At 66.4% G+C, this 14,393-nt stretch carries 13 protein-coding genes, 1 tRNA gene and 1 pseudogene; 5 read left to right on the top strand and 10 right to left on the bottom strand.

Going from position 1 to position 14,393, the window contains the following annotated elements; genetic code table 11:
• Positions 1 to 30 precede the first annotated feature (30 nt).
• The 5 genes from BRW65_RS15525 to BRW65_RS15545 form a co-directional block, all read right to left on the bottom strand.
• Positions 31 to 1,029 carry an Acg family FMN-binding oxidoreductase gene (locus tag BRW65_RS15525; RefSeq protein ID WP_073876000.1) on the bottom strand — a complete coding sequence of 333 codons (999 nt, stop codon included), beginning with the start codon at positions 1,027 to 1,029 and terminating at the stop codon, positions 31 to 33.
• 109 nt (positions 1,030 to 1,138) lie between these two features.
• The gene (locus BRW65_RS15530; RefSeq protein ID WP_073876226.1) at positions 1,139 to 1,405 is read right to left on the bottom strand and encodes a hypothetical protein; all 267 of its coding nucleotides are present in this window, start codon (positions 1,403 to 1,405) and stop codon (positions 1,139 to 1,141) included.
• An 88-nt stretch (positions 1,406 to 1,493) separates the two neighbouring features.
• Positions 1,494 to 2,672: a cation:proton antiporter gene (locus BRW65_RS15535; protein WP_073876002.1), complete on the bottom strand. Its 1,179-nt coding sequence runs from the start codon at positions 2,670 to 2,672 to the stop codon at positions 1,494 to 1,496.
• Positions 2,673 to 2,728: 56 nt separating this feature from the next.
• Complete coding sequence (locus tag BRW65_RS15540) at positions 2,729 to 4,021, bottom strand: MCE family protein (protein WP_073876228.1); 1,293 nt, start codon at positions 4,019 to 4,021, stop codon at positions 2,729 to 2,731.
• Positions 4,022 to 4,278: 257 nt separating this feature from the next.
• Entirely contained in the window at positions 4,279 to 4,893 is a 615-nt protein-coding gene (locus BRW65_RS15545) for a TetR/AcrR family transcriptional regulator (RefSeq protein WP_073876004.1), read from the bottom strand.
• A 275-nt stretch (positions 4,894 to 5,168) separates the two neighbouring features.
• On the opposite strand from BRW65_RS15545, the gene BRW65_RS15550 reads away from it, so the two are divergent.
• From BRW65_RS15550 to BRW65_RS32925, 4 genes and pseudogenes are all read left to right on the top strand, one after another.
• Positions 5,169 to 7,913: a LuxR C-terminal-related transcriptional regulator gene (locus BRW65_RS15550; RefSeq protein WP_244168105.1), complete on the top strand. Its 2,745-nt coding sequence runs from the start codon at positions 5,169 to 5,171 to the stop codon at positions 7,911 to 7,913.
• 50 nt (positions 7,914 to 7,963) lie between these two features.
• A complete protein-coding gene (locus BRW65_RS15555) occupies positions 7,964 to 8,452 on the top strand; it encodes a glutathione peroxidase (protein WP_073876006.1) in 489 nt (162 codons plus the stop codon).
• Between the two features lie 595 nt (positions 8,453 to 9,047).
• Entirely contained in the window at positions 9,048 to 9,461 is a 414-nt protein-coding gene (locus BRW65_RS15560; protein ID WP_208611813.1) for a hypothetical protein, read from the top strand.
• A 79-nt stretch (positions 9,462 to 9,540) separates the two neighbouring features.
• Positions 9,541 to 9,657: pseudogene (locus BRW65_RS32925) on the top strand (integrase core domain-containing protein); the annotation flags it as partial.
• A gap of 359 nt (positions 9,658 to 10,016) precedes the next feature.
• Here BRW65_RS32925 and BRW65_RS15575 read toward each other — a convergent pair.
• The 4 genes from BRW65_RS15575 to BRW65_RS15590 form a co-directional block, all read right to left on the bottom strand.
• Positions 10,017 to 10,093: transfer RNA gene (locus BRW65_RS15575), tRNA-Met, on the bottom strand.
• A gap of 139 nt (positions 10,094 to 10,232) precedes the next feature.
• The gene (locus BRW65_RS15580; RefSeq protein WP_073876010.1) at positions 10,233 to 10,769 is read right to left on the bottom strand and encodes a cupin domain-containing protein; all 537 of its coding nucleotides are present in this window, start codon (positions 10,767 to 10,769) and stop codon (positions 10,233 to 10,235) included.
• A 22-nt stretch (positions 10,770 to 10,791) separates the two neighbouring features.
• Positions 10,792 to 11,490, bottom strand: coding sequence for a nitroreductase family protein (locus BRW65_RS15585; RefSeq protein ID WP_073876012.1), 699 nt, complete (start codon positions 11,488 to 11,490; stop codon positions 10,792 to 10,794).
• 13 nt (positions 11,491 to 11,503) lie between these two features.
• Complete coding sequence (locus BRW65_RS15590) at positions 11,504 to 12,154, bottom strand: HD domain-containing protein (protein WP_073876014.1); 651 nt, start codon at positions 12,152 to 12,154, stop codon at positions 11,504 to 11,506.
• A 73-nt stretch (positions 12,155 to 12,227) separates the two neighbouring features.
• On the opposite strand from BRW65_RS15590, the gene BRW65_RS15595 reads away from it, so the two are divergent.
• The gene (locus tag BRW65_RS15595; protein WP_208611814.1) at positions 12,228 to 13,208 is read left to right on the top strand and encodes a GlxA family transcriptional regulator; all 981 of its coding nucleotides are present in this window, start codon (positions 12,228 to 12,230) and stop codon (positions 13,206 to 13,208) included.
• Here the strand turns inward: BRW65_RS15595 and BRW65_RS15600 are convergent.
• Complete coding sequence (locus tag BRW65_RS15600) at positions 13,199 to 14,335, bottom strand: flavin-containing monooxygenase (RefSeq protein ID WP_073876016.1); 1,137 nt, start codon at positions 14,333 to 14,335, stop codon at positions 13,199 to 13,201. The two genes, BRW65_RS15595 and BRW65_RS15600, sit on opposite strands and share 10 nt — an antisense overlap.
• Positions 14,336 to 14,393: the final 58 nt, after the last annotated feature.

The raw sequence follows: 14,393 nt of genomic DNA on the forward strand, positions 1-14,393 counted from the left end.
TGTCCTCTGCGCCGCAACGGTTTTGCCGATTCAGAGAGCGACCCGATGCTCGTGATCGGCCACCCACTCGACGAAGTCGCCCAGCTCGCGGCGCGGCGTCGCCGGCAACGGGTCCGCGTTGATCGGCGCCCAGCCCACGCGTAGCAGCATCTGGGGATAGTCGCCGTCGCCGAAGATGTCGGATTGGACCGACGCACGCGTTCCGGGGGTCTCCAACGGTTCGGTGACCGGGCAACTCACCAACCCCAGTGACGTCGCGGTCAGCAGCACGACGCTGGTCGCCTCACCGGCGCGCAGCTGTGCCAGCCGGTCGTCGTTGCGGGTGCCCAGCGCCAGCACCACGGCGTTGTCGTCGGCCGGGGAGGCGTCCGGCGGCATCGGCAACACCGGGCCGGCGAAGAAGCGACCCGGAATCTTGGCGGCTGGATCCGGCACGGGCGTGTTGCGGGCCGGCACGCCGGCCACCGACGCGTAGCGGCCACTCCACGCCGTCAACTCGGCCAGATAGTCCTGGTTCAGATGATCCTGGACGGACTGAGCGACGATCTTCCGCAGATTGTCGAGGCCTTCGACCTGGCACAGCGTCACCCCGTTGCGCGCCGCCCGCGCCGCCATCAGGGCGACGTCACCTACCGGCACCGGCCACGAGCTGTAGTTGCGCCGGTCGGTTCGCCGCCGCGGGATGGCCGCGGCCAGCGCGATGTCGACGGAGTCGGCGCGATGCGGCGAAAGTTCAATCGCGGCAAGGTGAGTCGGGTCGGCGGGATTCGGGAAGCGGGTCACCTTGGAAAGCCACCCGACGGCCGCCAGCGCGACGACGCAGTGATGCAGCGCCGCACCGCAACTCAACATCAGGTCCCGGCCGTCCGGGTCGATGTTGGGCAGTTGCCGGCTGTCATCGGAGTAGAGGTGCAGGCTCGCCGCGTCCACCCGCCACCGCCAGGGCTGGGAGTTGTGCACCGAGGGCGCCCGAGATGCCAGGCTCAGGACCGTTCGGACCGTGCCGGCATCCGGAAAGCGGGTGTTCATGGGTCGTTCCCCTTCGGTATCGCGTCTTCTTATCTACGATTGCGGGTCGCCGCCCGTCAGACGAGGGCACGACGGCTCTAGCGCAAAGGACTTTGGGCCAATCGCGCAGCTAGGCGGCCGCCGCGATGGCCACGTCGATCGATAGCTGATCGCCGATGGCGTGGGCCGCCGACCAGTCGCCGACGCGCGCCGCCAGTGCCAGCTCGTCGACCAGGGGGCTGCGGGCGCCCAACTCCGCCAGCCAGGCCGCGACAATGGGTGCGATCTCGTGGCCCGGCACCCGGACCGTGCGCCCGGCGTGGAGCCGATCGGTGACGCGGTAGACCGTCACCGTCGGCACGGCCCGCAGGTGGTGCCGTCGTGTTGCGAACCTCATCACGGCCTCCTCGATCGAGCTTGGAATACATCCGACCACTTCCCCGGCACGCTTCGTCAGGGCCGAACGCAATCGGGCGACAGGTGCTTCAGTCGTGCTTTCGAGGATGCGGAGGTCCCGCGGCCGTAGGGCCGTTGGTCACCTGGCCGCGCGACGCGAGCGCGCCCGCGATCGAGGTGGCGGCGATTGTCAGCAGGGCGCCGAACATCAGCGCCGACGCCTCGCCCGCGACCAGGAGGTGTTCCTCGGTGCCGATGGTCGCCGCGGCCACCGGCACGCCGAGTTGCGCGGCCGAGAGCACCGCCAGGGTCAGCGGCTGGCCGAGCAGCCGGCCGGCGCAGTGCGCCAGGACGGCGCCGAGGCCGAGCCCCGCGCCGAGCAGGATGAGTTTCGGGTGCGAACCCAGCTCGCGCACCTGCAGCGAAGCGCCGAGCCAGACGAAGAACAGGGGGCTGAAAAACCCCTCGGTGATGCCGAACAGCTGACGCGCCAACCGTCGCGGTTCGCCGACCATGCCGACCACCAGGCCCACCGCGAAGCCCGCCAGCATGACGGACACGCGGGCGCTCACGGCGAGCGCCGCCAGCGCGAACAGCACGATGAGGTTGGTCCGCAACTCGAGTGCGAACCGGCGCTTCTCGGAGTAGACGTGCAGGCGGCGGCGCCAGCCGTCGGATCGGCGCAGCACGACGAACAGCGCCACCGCGCAAGCCGCGACCGCCAGCGCGCCCAGCGCGGCCGTTGGCGCGTGGCGCAGGTCAATCACCAACGGCAGCAACATGATACACGCGGTGTCCGCGACCGCTATCTGTGCGGTCACGGCGATCACCTGCGGCCCTTGCAGTTTCAGCGAGTCGATCACCGGCAGCGCCAGGGCCGCCGACGACGAGGCCATCAGGACCGCGTACATCGCCGCGTGCCCGGTCCCGAAGGCCGCCGCCAGGCCGACACCGAGCGCCGTCGCGAGGGCGCCGGCCAGCGCCGCCCGCCCCAGCGCCCGCGATAGCGACGAGCGCAGCGCGCCGGCCCGCACCGGGACGTGCGTGCCGACGACGAACATGACCAGCGCGAAGCCGATGTTGGCCAGCAACTGGAACGTCGGGTTGGCGACGTCGACGAGGCCCAGGCCGGTTCGCCCGACGACCAAGCCGGCGATCAGCTCACCGATGATCACCGGGATCCGCAGGCGCGGCAGCGCGGCCAGCAGCGGGCCGGCCAGCCCGATGGCGGTCAGCAGCGCCAGGGTGTGAAAGCCAAACCCGGCCACGTCAACAGTCCCTGCCCGCCAGCACGAAGTTATTCTGCATTCTTCGCGCCGCAGTCCTAGGGATTGATCGTGTTGTCCCCCACCTGGCGGCCCCACACGTACTCGATCGCATACGGCGAGCCGGTGTCGAGATGGTTGTACGGCGCGATGCTGTTGCCGGTGTCCATCACCAATTCCGGCGCCGGCCAGAGGTGACGGGTGATGGGCTGCCAGCACCCCGGGGCGCCGCCCGGCCCGCCGCGCGCGTTCACCCGCGGCAGATTCTCCGGGTAGGTGTACGGATTCGGCGCGCCGCCGACCACCCCGGCGAGGCCGCCGACCAGGCTGGCGATCGTGGCCACCGCCGACACGGGGTTGGCGAGCAGCCCGAGCCCGGACAGCGCCTCGGTGTTCATGTTCAGCGAGTAGCCGTTGAAACCGCCCTCGGAGGCACCGGTGATGGGCGCCACGTCGTGGTAGTTGCGCAGCGTGCAATAGATCGCCGGGCTGTAGGTGTCCAGCAGCTGGGCCGACGGCACCAGGTCCCGGGCGCCGCGCGCCAGGTACGGGCCGCCCTTGTTGAAGATGTCGGCGCCGGTGTTGCCGAACCCGGCCGCCGAGAGCAACGCCTGGTCCAAGTCCTTCTGCTGCCGGTTGATGGTGCGGGACGTGATCACCGCGTTGTTCAGGAAATCGAACAGGTCGGGTGCGGCGTCGGCGTAGGTGTCGCCCAGCCCGGCCAGTAGCTGAATGTCGCGGCGCGCCTGCGGCATCTGCGGATTGACGTCATCGAGGACGGCGTTGGCGTTGACCACCGACTGGCCGAATTTGTCGCCGAGACCGGTCAGCGCCTGGGCGGCGGCGCTCAGCGTCAGGTTGAGTTTGACCGGATCGACCTTCTCGTTGATCGAAACGATCGTCTGGAACAGCGTGTTGATCTCGGTGGTCACCGACCGCGCGTCGATCACGGTGTGCGGGTTGATCCGTTGCGGCGACGGGTTTTCCGGGGCGGTCAACGACACGTACTTGCCGCCGAACACCGTGGTCGCCTTGATGTCGGCGTTCACGTTGGCCGGGATGAGCGACAGATAGCGCGGATACACCTCGAGCGTGAACTTGGCGGCCGGCTTGCCGTCACGCACCGTTTCGGAGATGGCGCCGACGCGGCCGATCTCCACCCCGTTGTAGGTGACTTTCGAGCCGGGATCCATCACCAGCCCCGCGCGCGACGCCAGCATCGTCAGCTTCGTCTTGGCGGTGAAGCCGCCGCGGAACTGCACATACACCAGGGTGAAAACGATGGCCAGGATCACCAGCACGCCGACCGCGATCCACCGGTACGGCGGGAGCCGCTGGGAGTTGATCTGCACCGGCGAAGACGTTGTCACCAGTGCCCCACCCTCCGCGTCCCGTTCCTGGCCCTGCACACGTATTCAATAACGAAGTCCATTGGAATGTACCTTGGGGGCGGTCGTTATGCGAACCGCCGTTCGCAGAATCGGCGGCCGGATGCGCCGGCCACCGGCCGCTCGTGGGAACCGCACGTCAATCCCATTGCACGGCTGCTCGCAGGCCGTCCGCGGTCAGCCGCCGCCCCTCGATCCGGCCTCTGACCGCTGCGCCGTCGTTAGGAAAAGTAGGCGTCTTTTGCCGCAAGCACCGTCCGCCGCCGGAGAAATTGATCGAAGTACTCGTTACGACCAGGCCGCAGAATTCCACTCAACAGCAGGGTCCAACACTTCTGCAGGTCGTGCAGGAATCGTTCGGGTTCATCCAGACTGCTCGTTTTCCTCAGTCCCATATGCGCGGACAACATCATCCGTGCCAGGTCCTCGGGGCCGCAGCGGTCATCGATGTCGCCCTCACCGATGGCTTGCTCGGCGATTGCCGCCAAGGTCTTGATCCATTGGCCGAACAGGTTCTGATGCCGTCCTTCCGATTGCCCCACGGTCTCGACAAGGTTCAACGCGGCCCTGAACAGGGCCGACTTGATGTCCTGCACGGCTACCAGAAACGAGAAGTCGATGACGGTCTCCAAGCCGGAAAGGCCCCGGGACATCAGGTCCTGCACGGCGATCGTCATGTCGGCGGTCTGCTCGTCGATGATGGCGATCGCCAACGCCTGCTTCGACGTGAAGTGGAAATACAACGCGCCTTTGGTCAGACGGGCCTCGGCGAGAATGTCGTCGAGACCAACCTCGTGATAAGGCCGGCGCGCAAACTGATGCGAGGCGGCCTTCATAATCTGTCGCCGAGTGGCATCGGCGGAGGGGCTCGCCACGGCTAAGGTGTTCGGGCTTTATAGGCGCCGACCGGCTGAATTACCGACAAGTCGCCTCCCCCAGCAGGTAAAAAGCCAAGCGATTCAAAGGTAACCGCTAAACCCACAGCTCGACGTCGCGTCCACCCGGACTTCTGATTTCGCTACCCGAATGGGTGGTGGGGTTTGAGCAAACGCCAGAGCAGCGCGGCTCATTACACTGAGCGCTACGGAGAGCCCGGGCTTGAGGCGAGGCGATGGGGATGCAGGCGGGAGCGCAACCGACGCAGGTCGTGGCGACCAGGGTGCAAGCTCCGACCTATGACGACGGGTTCGTCCCCCGCGCGCGGCTCATCGAATTGTTGCGATCCGGCCGCGCCAAGCGAGTGGCGCTGATCCACGCCCCGGCCGGCTTCGGGAAGACGACCCTGGCCCTGCAGTGGCAGCGGGTCCTCCTCGCCGAGGCGGTGCCGGTGGCGTGGCTCAGCCTGGACCGCGACGACAACGACGTGGTGCCCTTCCTGGCGCACCTCATCGAGGCGGTTCGACGGGTCGAACCATCGTTGGCCGCCAATCTCAGCGATCTCCTCGAACAGCACACCGACCATGCCCGGCGTTATGTGCTGACCGAACTGGTCAACCGGATCGCCGAACGCCACGGACCACTGGCGATCGTGTTGGACGACTGGCATCTCATCGAGAGTGTTGATACCGCAGCGGCATTGGAGTTCCTCTTCGACGCCGGCCCGGACAATTTGCACTTGATCATCACGAGCCGAACTCAGACGCCGGCTGTCGCGAAGCTGAAGGTGCGCAACCAGGTCACCGAAGTCGACACCGCGCAGCTGCGCTTCGACGCCGACGAGTCCGCGGCGTTCTTCGGCCGGAATGCCTTGGGGCTCAGCGACGACGACGTGCGGCGACTTTGGTCGAGCACCGACGGCTGGGTCGCCGCCTTGCAACTGGCCACGCTGTCGTTGCGCAGCTGCGAAGATCCGTCGGAGCTGGTTCGCGCCTTCTCCGGTCGTCACCGCGCCATCGGCGACTATCTGGCCGAGAACGTCCTCAACGCCCTACCGCCGGACTTGCTCGACGTCCTGCTGACCACCTCCATTTGCGATCGCCTCTGTGGAGAGCTCGCTTCCGCCCTCAGCGGTCGGCCGCGCGGCCAGTCGATCCTCGAAGAACTCGAGCGCCGCAACATGTTCCTGCGGCCCCTCGACGACGACCGCGAGTGGTTCCGGTACCACCACCTGTTCGCCGATCACCTGCGTCGCCGGCTGGAATGTGACCATCCGGAGCGGGTGGTCGACTTGCACCGCACCGCGTCGAGCTGGTTTGCCGACCACGGGCTGCTCGGCGAGGCGGTGACGCACGCAATCGCCGCCGGCGATGCCGAGGGGGCGGTGGATCTGGTGGAACGCCACGCGATGCCCCTGGTGGAGCACAGCCGGATGGCAACGCTGCTCGGGCTGGTCAACAAGCTGCCGAAGACGTTGCTGGTCGGCAGGCCGAACTTGCAGATCGCCATCGCCTGGGCCCATTGCCTGCTGCACCAGGCCCCGGACGTGCGCGTGGCTCTCGACCACGTTCGCGCCGCGTCGCCCTCGACCACCGACGGTTTCGGCGCAGGCGTGCTCGGCGAGGCCGATGTGGTGCAGGCCTGTACCGACGTCTACGGCGATCGCATCGACCGCGCCTGCGGTCTCGTCGCGCCCTATATCGTCGACAACCCGCCGTACCGGCCATTTCTCGTGGCGGTCTCCGCCAACATCCGCACCTTCGTCGACATCCATACCTTCGCCTACGAAAGCGCACAGTCGCGTCAGCGATGGGCCAACGCGTTCCACGAAACCGCGGGCGGCCCCTTCGCCGGGGTGTACGGGCGATGCTTCGCGGGCCTGGCCGCATTCGCCCAACTCGACCTTCCCACCGCGGAGAACCGTTACACCGAAGCGCTCGTCCTGGCCCAGAACGAAGCCGGCCCGTATTCACATGCGGCCCGACTGGCGGGCGCCCTGCTTGGCAGGCTGCACTACGAACGCGGTGAGATCGATACGGCCGAAGGGCTGCTGGAACAATGTCACGAGCTCGGCGCCGAGAGCGGTGTGGTCGACTTCATGATCGCGACCTACAGCACGCTGGCCCGCATCAAGGTTCTTCGTGGCGACATTGACGAGGCGATCTGCCTGCTGGACGAAGGACATGCTGCGGCGCAACAGCTTTCGTTGCCGAGGTTGTCGGCCGCGCTCGACAACGAGCGCGTTCGCCTGCACCTCGCACTGGGCGACACCGGCCGGGCACAACAGATTATCGGATGCCGCGGCCACGATGTAATGAGCGGTATGGACGGCATCGCCATGGCCACCCGGCATTACCAACTGGGCATGCTGGCCCAAATCGCATGCGCTGAAAACAAATTCGACACAGCTCACGACTTGCTGTCCCTGATGTGTGACGAAAGCACCGCCGCCGGATGGCTTTACGGCGCAGTCGTCAGCAACATCGAACTCGCCAGGGTGGTTACCCTCACCGGCGACACTGACGCCTCGGCCGAAATCCTCGTGCCCGCGCTGCTCGACGGCGCGCGAGCCGGGCTGCTGCGCACCATCGTCGACGCCGGGCCGGAGATCCTCAAAGCGATCGCCAATCTTCGCGACGCCAGCCGGACCCGCCGCTGGCCGCCCGGGCTGGCCCAGGTTCCGTCCGACTACCTCTCGCGGTTGCTGGCCACTGCCTACGCCGACGCGAAACACGCGGCCATCCCGGTCGTCACCCGCGACTCCGAGCGCGCGCCCACGCCGGAAGAACCGCTCACCCCTCGGGAGATCGAGGTGCTGCGGCTCCTGGACCGCGGAATGTCGAACAAGCAGATCGCGCGGAACCTGGGGGTGACCATCAACACCGTCAAGTGGTACCTCAAGGGCATCTACATCAAGCTGGGCGCCACGAGGCGCGGCGAATCGGTCTCCGAGGCAAGGCGACGACAGCTGTTGCACTAGTTGCGCCTCGAGTCTGGCTGGTTTCGCCGCCTTCCGTTAGCGTCGTCGGCGTGACCCTCAAAGACATCCCCCTGACCACCCTCGACGGACGCCCGACCACGCTGGCCGACATGGCCGACGGCGCGACGCTGGTCGTCAACGTCGCCTCGAAGTGCGGGCTGACTCCGCAACACACGGCGTTGGAGAAGCTGGCCGAGGACTACCGCGGGCGCGGCTTGACCGTCGTCGGCGTCCCCTGCAACCAGTTCATGGGCCAGGAGCCGGGCACGGCCGAGGAGATCCAGGAGTTCTGTTCGACGACGTACGGCGTGACGTTCCCGCTGCTGGCCAAGACCGATGTCAACGGCGACGACCGCCATCCGCTCTACGCCGAGCTGACCAAGGCCGCCGATTCGGCCGGCGAGGCCGGCGACATCCAGTGGAACTTCGAGAAGTTCCTGATCGCGCCCGACGGTGAGGTGGTGCGCCGATTCCGGCCCCGCACCGCGCCCGACGCCCCCGAGGTCATCAGCGCCATCGAGTCCGTGCTGCCGCGATAGAGGGCCAGTTCGACCTTCCCGGCATCATGCGCTGACGGATCCTCGGCGACCGTGGCGTCCGGCACATGGCACCACATGACCAACGACCAAGCCGGCACGTGATCACACCTCAACGAAGACGAGCTGGAAACGTTCATCGCTACGCGGCAGGGCCTCTGGCATTCGATGCTGCGGGCGGCTGGCGACGGCGCCGATTTTCGACAGGGAATTATTGTCGGTCCGTCGGTCGCAGCACTCGGGCCCGGCGCGAATACGAAGCCTACGGCCGGTTGATCGGTATATGGATTATGCGGCTAACCCCGCAGCACCACAGCACCACTTCCTCGCCCCCCAGAGGATGTGACACTGACCAATGATCGGAACCTGTGGATGGCCGGGGAGGGAGTACCTTCGCGGGTGATCGGTAAGCAGGTTTTGATCAAGTCCAGCGGTGCGAACGCTGGCGGGAAGGTACTCGTGCTCAAAGTAGTTCACGACGTCGCCGAACCCGATGCGGACTGTGCGTGTGCCGACGGGTCGCCGTTGGACGAGATCGTGCGCCGCGGTAATCACCGCGGTGATCGCCACCCGGTCCACGTCGGGGAAAGCTGACACCGTGGGGACGGTGACGGTCCGGTTCGGTAAGCCCACCAAATACCAACGGCTCGAGTACACAAAGCTCTACGAGAAGAAACCGTTTCCCGACGCGGTGCTGCTGTATTACGACAACGGAATGTATGCCATCTTGTCTGAAGGCGAACACCATTACGGGACCTACGTGATGCAAGGGGCCTTCACCGACCCGACCTACACAGTGAAATTTATCTCGCTGCCATCGCAGGATTGGTCAGGCATCAGTGTCCTTCACACTCTGATCTTCAACACCGCCACGGCGACCTTCACTCAGCAGCTCATCAACCCCCAGGACCCGAACGTGCCCCAGCAATCAGGGCGCTTCACCACATTCAACAACACGGTTAACGACCCCACCCAGTTGACCTGGGACTCAGCGCAAAAACTCCGGCGATGACACACAGTGGCCAACCCGCACTGCACAAGCCCAACGACGCCTGCCACCTCAATAGGCCACCTGCGAAAAAGTAGAACGCTTCCACCAAACCCTCAAGAAATGGCTCACCGGCCAACCACGCCCAACCACCATCGCCGAGCTGCAGACCCAACTCGACGCGTTCACCGACGAATACAACCACCGCCGACCCCACCGCTCGCTACCTCACCGAGCTACCCCAGCAGTCATCTACACCAGCCGACCCAACAACACGCATCGACACCACAACCGCGTACGCGCTGACCGCGTCGACCAAGCCGGATCCATCACCTTGCACGCAATCGGCCCCCTGCACCACATCGGCATCGGCCGCCACCACTACCGAACCCGCGTCCTCATCCTTGCCCAGGACCACCACGTCACCGACATCAACGCCACCACCGGAGAAGTCCTGCGCGACTTCACCCTCGACCCCACCAGGGACTACCAGCCCACCGGCGCCCCAAAGGCCCCAAACGGAAAAAACCGCAGACCTAAAGTAGGTCCGCGGCTATTCCGATGTCTTGCGACATCACCTGGTAGCGGGGACAGGATTCGAACCTGCGACCTCTGGGTTATGAGCCCAGCGAGCTACCGAGCTGCTCCACCCCGCGTTGGTGAATGCCAGGTTACCGAACCGGCGTCACGGCGACCAAATCGCGCGGTCATCGGCCTTTCGGCGGCGAGATTGCCGCCATGGTCGTGGGTCGTGCGACGACCACAGCCGTCACGGCAATCTCGGCGAGCGCCCGCTCAGTGCGAGGGCGGGTTGAGCCCATAGCGCCGGGCGATGTCGTCCATCCAGTCCGGCGACCCGTACGTCAGCCCGTACTTGTCGGCCAGCTCGCCGAACTCGGGCAGCTCATGCAGGGCCTTGCCGACCGGGTCGTCGGCGTGGTCGACGAGCAGCTCCCCGAGCTCGCGGAAGTAATTCTCGAAGCCGCCGGGCGTGATGACCTCGATGATGCGGCCGGGCTCGCTGCCGGCGTTCCACATCGCGTGCATCTGCCCGCGGGGCTTGGTGATGTAGCCCCCGGGACCCAGAACCACTTCGCTATCGTCGGAGCGGAAGCCGATCTCACCGGCCAACACGATCGAGTGCTCGTCCTCGCGGGTGTGCATGTGCGCGGCCGTCAGCACGCCGACCGCGAACGGGTGCTCGACGATCGACACCTCACCCCCGTTGGTCTTGCTGGTCAGCTTGAACACCGCCCCGAATCCGGGGAGGGCCACGTACTCGCCCTCCCCCGGCTGGACCACGGTGACCCCGATGCCATTCGTCTTGGTCATTCGACTCACCTTCCCGGGCCCGTCATCCCGCCGCGGCGAGGTCGGCCGGTTCGGGCGTCGGCCACAGCGGCTGCGGCACCTCGACACCGAACGGCTTGCCCCAGCCGTTGCGCGACGAAACCTCGTGCACCGGGCGGCGATTGGCTGCAACGCCCCACTTACCCAGGGGGTAGCCGAGGGTCAGCATGGCCGACATCTTCCAGCCTTCCTCAACGGGCACGCCCAACATCTCGTTCACCTTGTCCCGAAAATTGTTGAGCACCATCGTCATCACGCCGCCGACGCCCTCGGCGCGTGCGGCGAGCAACGCGCTCCAGATCGCGGGGTAGATGTTGGCGCCGCCGAGGTCGTCGATCGAGAACACGAAGAGCAACAGGGGAACCTCGTCGAAGTGGTCGGCCAGGTAATTGCCGGAGCCTTTGATCCGACGCATCGTCTCGGCGTGAGCGGTGAGGTCCGCGCCGGGCCCCGGCACGACCATCGGTCCCTGCCCCGTCCTGAACTTCTCGTATTCGAGGCCGCGGGCCTCCCGGAACAGTTCGCCGAACTCGTGGATGAGTTGTGGATCGTCGACTGCGACAAAGTGCCAGCGTTGGGTGTTGCCACCGTTGGGCGCCCGGACGGCCGCATCGAGGATGCGGGCCTGCACGTCCAACGGGACCGGGTCCGGCCGCAGCCGGCGCATCATCCGGGTGGTGTAGAGCGCCTCGTGAATCTCCATCTGTCCGCTCCCTTCATTCCGGCCAGCTGTTGTTAAGGATCTTCTCGACGAAGTCGACCCGCTCGAAGGCGGGATCGAAGTGCGCCAGCACGTCGGCGTTCATCGTGCCGGCGGTGGTGAGCGGGCGGTGCTTCATGCCGTCGTTGAACGCCGCCAGGATGCGCTGCTTGAACTGCGGGCGCGGGTGAGCAGCGGTCACCGCGGCGAGCGCGTCGGGGGCCAGGTCGTCGCGGCCGATGCCGACCACGTCCACCTCGACACCGGCTTGCAGCAGAGCGACCTCCGGGGCGAGGAACTCGGGCACCCCCGGGGTGGTGTGCAAAGCGATGCCGAGCCACACCTTCTCGGCGTCGGATTGGTCGACGCCGCGGGCGGTCAGAAACTCGCGGGCCGCGTCGGCGCCGTCGACCTCGAAGCGCAGCGCCGAGGTGCGGTACCGCTCGGTGAGCCCGAGGTCGTGGAACATGGCGGCGACGTAAAGCAGCTCCAGGTCGGGTTGCAGCCCCCGGCGCAGACCCTGCAGCGCGCCGAACAGGAACACCCGCCGCGAGTGGTTGAACAGCAGGTCGTCCTCGGCGTCGCGAATGAAATCGGTGGCCTCGCGCACCAACGCCGAGTCAGGGATGCGGATGCCGGCGATGCTTTCCATTGATTGAGTATTCATGCCGTCAGTCTGCGGCCGCACGGCCAAGGCGACCGTGGGCGTTCGGGCCGTCCTGTCCACAGAAAGCGACACAATGTCTTACGTGGCCGAGACCGGAGCGCATTCGCGGGTGGTGGTGATCGTCGTCTTCGACGACGTGACGATGCTGGACGTGGCGGGGGCCGGTGAGGTGTTCGTCGAAGCCAACCGGTTCGGCGCCGACTACCGGCTCAAGGTCGCGTCGCTGGACGGGCGGGATGTGACGACGTCGATCGGCACGCGGTTGGGCGTCACCGACGCCATCGCTTCGATCGAGTCGGCCGACACCATACTGGTCGCCGGCAGCGACCACCTGCCCCGGCGGCCGGTCGATCCCGCGCTCGTCGAGGCCGTCAGGTCGGTGTCGGCGCGGTCCCGGCGAACGGCGTCCATCTGCACGGGGTCGTTCATCCTCGCCCAGGCCGGCCTGCTCAGCGGCCGGCGCGCCACCACCCACTGGAACGAGACGCGGGTGTTGGCCCGGGCCTTTCGCGATGTCACCGTCGATCCCGACGCGATCTTCGTCCGCGACGGCGACGTCTTCACCTCGGCCGGGATCTCGTCGGGCATCGATCTGGCACTGGCGCTGGTCGAAATGGATTACGGGACCGAACTGGTCCGCAACGTCGCCCGGTGGCTGGTGGTCTACCTCAAACGCGCCGGGGGCCAATCACAATTCTCGGTGCTGGTGGAGGCCGATCCCCCACCGCAGTCGCCGCTGCGCGCGGTCATCGACGCGGTCGCGGCCAACCCGGCTGCCAACCACAGCGTGAAATCCCTTGCGGCCCGGGCATCACTGAGCACCCGCCAGCTGACCCGGCTCTTCCAATCCGAGCTCGGGATGACCCCCGCGCGCTACGTCGAACTGGTGCGAATCGATTTCGCACGCGGCGCACTGGAATCCGGCCGGTCGGTTAGCGAGACCGCCGGCATGGCCGGCTTCGGCAGCATCGAAACTTTGCGGCGCGTGTTCGTCAACCACCTGGGCATCAGCCCGAAGGCCTATCGGGACAGATTCCGCACGGCCTACGCCTGAGAGCTAGGTTGGCAGTCTTGCGATATGCGCTTGGCCAGCGTTCGCGACTGCTTGGCCAGGTAGCCAATCAACGCGGGGCGAGTCAGCATGCCATGGAAGTACAAGCCATCGGCGGCAGGTGCAGGTGCCAGCACGACCGGTAAGCCCTCAGGTGTGAGCACACCCAAGTGTCCGACCAACGGATCCAGACCCGGCCCATACCCGGTCGCGCAGATCATCACATCGGGCTGAATACGTGCCCCGTCTGCGAGCGCCACCTGCGTACCCTCGAGCACGCTGACCGCCCCAACCACTTCGATTGATCCGTCGCGTACCGCGTCAATCACCTCGGGGTCAATGACTGTCGGTGCGACATGCAGCCGGTGGGCTCTCGCGAAGGGACCCTCCTCTGGAACGGGCAGACCGAATTCTCTGAGATCGCCGAACGCGCGACGGCGCGCGGCCGCAGCGATCCGATCCGCAATCCGCGAGGGCAGATGGAACAACGGAATTGACAGCACGTCGTTGGGCAGTCCGGCGGGCCCCCTGCGCGGCAGAATGTTTGGCGGGGTTCGTACCGAGAGCCACACGCTGGCCGCTTCGCCTGTGGTCAGGTCGTGGGCGATTTCCAAGCCCGACGATCCCGACCCGACAACCAGCACACGCTTGTGTGCGTAAGACATCGGGTCTCGATAACTCGATGAGTGCAATAACTCACCGGCAAAGCGGCCCGGCCAGTTTGGAATCACGGGCGTGTGGTGGTAGCCCGTGGCAACCACGACGTGTCGAGCGTCGAGGTCTCCCTTAGATGTTGTCAACCGCCATCGCGCCGAACGTCGGTCGATCCGTTCAACCGTGGTCTTGAGCCGTAGCTCGATGCCATCCTCGCGAGCATGCCGGTCACAGTGTGCCACGACTTGGTCACGAGTCGGAAAGACCGGAGTTCCTTTCGGGTACGGCCGACCCGGCAGGTGGGAGAATTGCCGGCCGGTATTGAGCCTGAGCCGGTCATATCGGCCGCGCCACGAAGCGGCCACCGCATCGGACTGGTCGACGAGCAAGGGCCGAATCCCCTTGTCCTTCAAGCTAAGCGCAGCCGAAATCCCTGCGGGGCCAGCACCGATAATCACAACTGCCCGCTCAGACATCGATTGTCGTTCCCGCTCGCTCAAACCGCGAGTATCCATTGGCCACTTCCTCAGGGTG

Origin of the sequence: Mycobacterium paraffinicum, assembly GCF_001907675.1 — a bacterium.
Lineage (GTDB): Bacteria > Actinomycetota > Actinomycetes > Mycobacteriales > Mycobacteriaceae > Mycobacterium > Mycobacterium paraffinicum_A.

Bases quoted from the DNA above. Each gene is read 5' to 3' on its own strand.
- BRW65_RS15580 (WP_073876010.1), bottom strand. From the start codon at position 10,769: ATGACCAAGACGAATGGCATCGGGGTCACCGTGGTCCAGCCGGGGGAG.
- BRW65_RS15525 (WP_073876000.1), bottom strand. From the start codon at position 1,029: ATGAACACCCGCTTTCCGGATGCCGGCACGGTCCGAACGGTCCTGAGC.
- BRW65_RS15590 (WP_073876014.1), bottom strand. From the start codon at position 12,154: ATGAATACTCAATCAATGGAAAGCATCGCCGGCATCCGCATCCCTGAC.
- BRW65_RS15550 (WP_244168105.1), top strand. From the start codon at position 5,169: ATGGGGATGCAGGCGGGAGCGCAACCGACGCAGGTCGTGGCGACCAGG.
- BRW65_RS15600 (WP_073876016.1), bottom strand. From the start codon at position 14,335: ATGTCTGAGCGGGCAGTTGTGATTATCGGTGCTGGCCCCGCAGGGATT.
- BRW65_RS15595 (WP_208611814.1), top strand. From the start codon at position 12,228: ATGTCTTACGTGGCCGAGACCGGAGCGCATTCGCGGGTGGTGGTGATC.
- BRW65_RS15545 (WP_073876004.1), bottom strand. From the start codon at position 4,893: ATGAAGGCCGCCTCGCATCAGTTTGCGCGCCGGCCTTATCACGAGGTT.
- BRW65_RS15585 (WP_073876012.1), bottom strand. From the start codon at position 11,490: ATGGAGATTCACGAGGCGCTCTACACCACCCGGATGATGCGCCGGCTG.
- BRW65_RS15530 (WP_073876226.1), bottom strand. From the start codon at position 1,405: ATGAGGTTCGCAACACGACGGCACCACCTGCGGGCCGTGCCGACGGTG.